This is a genomic window from Pedobacter sp. 10L46_2 (genome assembly GCF_056395165.1).
Map to the genome: position 1 here is coordinate 1 of NZ_JBFTIZ010000480.1, position 1,852 is coordinate 1,852.

Below are 1,852 nucleotides of genomic sequence, written 5' to 3' on the forward strand. Positions count from 1 at the left end.
AGACCATGCAGTATAGACAACCCTTGGTTGGGAAAAAAAGTGCAGTTAATCAGGAACGGGCAGAAGGTAGAGGTGTTAGCTGGTAAAACATTTACGTTTGATACAAAAAGAGGCGAACAGCTGGAGCTAACAATAATATGAAAATTATGAAATCAATGAGAATGACCATCCTGCTATGTATCATTAGTATAGCTTGTTTTGCACAGAAGAAGATACACATCCTGGTCATTACAGGCGGGCATGGTTTTAAGCAGGAGCCGTTTTATCATATGTTTGATTCATTAAGCAAGAATATTAGCTATGACAAACTGGAACAACCTGCAGCCAATGAGCTGATCGCCTCTCCGGCTGTTGATAAGTATGATGCCCTGGTTTTTTACGATATGTACAATTCCATTACTTCTGTACAAAAACAGGCTTATATGCATTTGTTGTACAAGGGAAAGGCAATGATATTTTTGCATCATTCTTTGGTATCTTATCAGGATTGGGATGAGTTTCAGAAGATCATTGGAGGTAAATATTATGAGCAGGCAACCGTTGTAAAAGGGGATACCATAAAATCAAGCTACCAGCACGATGTTATTATACCCGTAAAAATTGAAGACCATAAGCATCCTGTTACCAAAGGGCTTAAAGATTTCGAGATTTACGATGAAGTATATGGCCATTTTGGTACTCAGCCAAACATCAGACCCCTGCTTAGTACTACTCATCCAGGGAGTTCACATGATATCGCATGGATTAATACCTATGGACAAGCAGATGTATTGTTCATCCAACTAGGACATGGGCCGGAAGCCTTTGGAAATCCCAATTACAGGAAGTTGCTACTGCAGGGCATTGAATGGTCGGTATTGGGGCATAGAAAAAAATCCTGAAATGAAAACTATTTAGTCTGTTGTTGGTTTATAAGGTACATTAGGAGAGCAAATTATGGACCCGTTTAATATTATCATCACCAGTCATGGGGAAAAGGTTGATTTAAACATACACCCCCAGGAAGCAGGCAGTTATAAGGTGGTTTGTCATGGCGGACTTGTAGGGGAAATATTTATGAGCAAATCAGGGAGCTGGGAGGCTGTTTCGGCTGACGATCTGGATTCAGGTGGTTACCCCATTTATGAGTACGATGAAACATCCGGGCATGCTGATCTGCTGCTTGATGAACTTGTAGTACAAGATATTGGCAAGCAGATCAGCGATATTGAGGGGCTTTAGAGGTCGTTATTTCTGTTCGTTTGCCCAGTCTTTAAACTGAGTAATTGATTTACTAAGAACACCTGCAGAGCCTTTGAATTTGCCAGAACCGCTTGGTACCCCACCTTTGCCATACCATTCATAGAAACCATGGTTTTTGATAACAAGATCAATCATAGGGCGAACTTCTTCATAAGCTTCTTTTACAAATCCATTAGCAATCAATTGCTGGATCATTCTTCCTCCAAACCAGGTCCAATCTCCTCCATTTTGATAAATGTATGGTTTTGACATCCCTCCACGGAAAAGGCCCTCAGGATAAGTAGGGTATATGGTAAGGCCAATACTTGGCATGCCCGAAAGCTTTACGTTTTCAACCATTTGTTTGTTAACGATTGCAATTTCATCTTTTGATAATAATCCTGCCTCAATAGCAACCGCAGTACCTCCGTGATAGTGAATATTATTCTCGTCAAAGCCTGCGGGGACAGGAGATTTTCCCGGATAAATATGAGGAATGAATTTCTTCCTTTTTTCGTCCCACAGGTGTTTTCTCACGTTTGCTTTAACTGATTTCTGTAATTCTTTCCATTGGGTGATCTGGTTTTTATCAGTGGTCATTTCCTGAAGATAGTTGAGTGCAATAATTAGC

At 40.5% G+C, this 1,852-nt stretch carries 3 protein-coding genes; 2 read left to right on the top strand and 1 reads right to left on the bottom strand.

All coding sequences use genetic code 11. The features are described from left to right. Positions 1–146 precede the first annotated feature (146 nt). Together AC1DDX_RS27025 and AC1DDX_RS27030 are read left to right on the top strand one after the other, a co-directional pair. Positions 147–881, top strand: coding sequence for a ThuA domain-containing protein (locus AC1DDX_RS27025; RefSeq protein WP_477622987.1), 735 nt, complete (start codon positions 147–149; stop codon positions 879–881). 55 nt (positions 882–936) lie between these two features. Next, the gene (locus AC1DDX_RS27030) at positions 937–1,221 is read left to right on the top strand and encodes a hypothetical protein (RefSeq protein ID WP_172660179.1); all 285 of its coding nucleotides are present in this window, start codon (positions 937–939) and stop codon (positions 1,219–1,221) included. 6 nt (positions 1,222–1,227) lie between these two features. Here the strand turns inward: AC1DDX_RS27030 and AC1DDX_RS27035 are convergent. Then, positions 1,228–1,852: glucosidase family protein (locus AC1DDX_RS27035; RefSeq protein WP_477622988.1), on the bottom strand; the 625-nt coding region annotated here is incomplete at its 5' end.

Bases quoted from the DNA above. Each gene is read 5' to 3' on its own strand.
- AC1DDX_RS27025 (WP_477622987.1), top strand. From the start codon at position 147: ATGAAATCAATGAGAATGACCATCCTGCTATGTATCATTAGTATAGCT.
- AC1DDX_RS27030 (WP_172660179.1), top strand. From the start codon at position 937: ATGGACCCGTTTAATATTATCATCACCAGTCATGGGGAAAAGGTTGAT.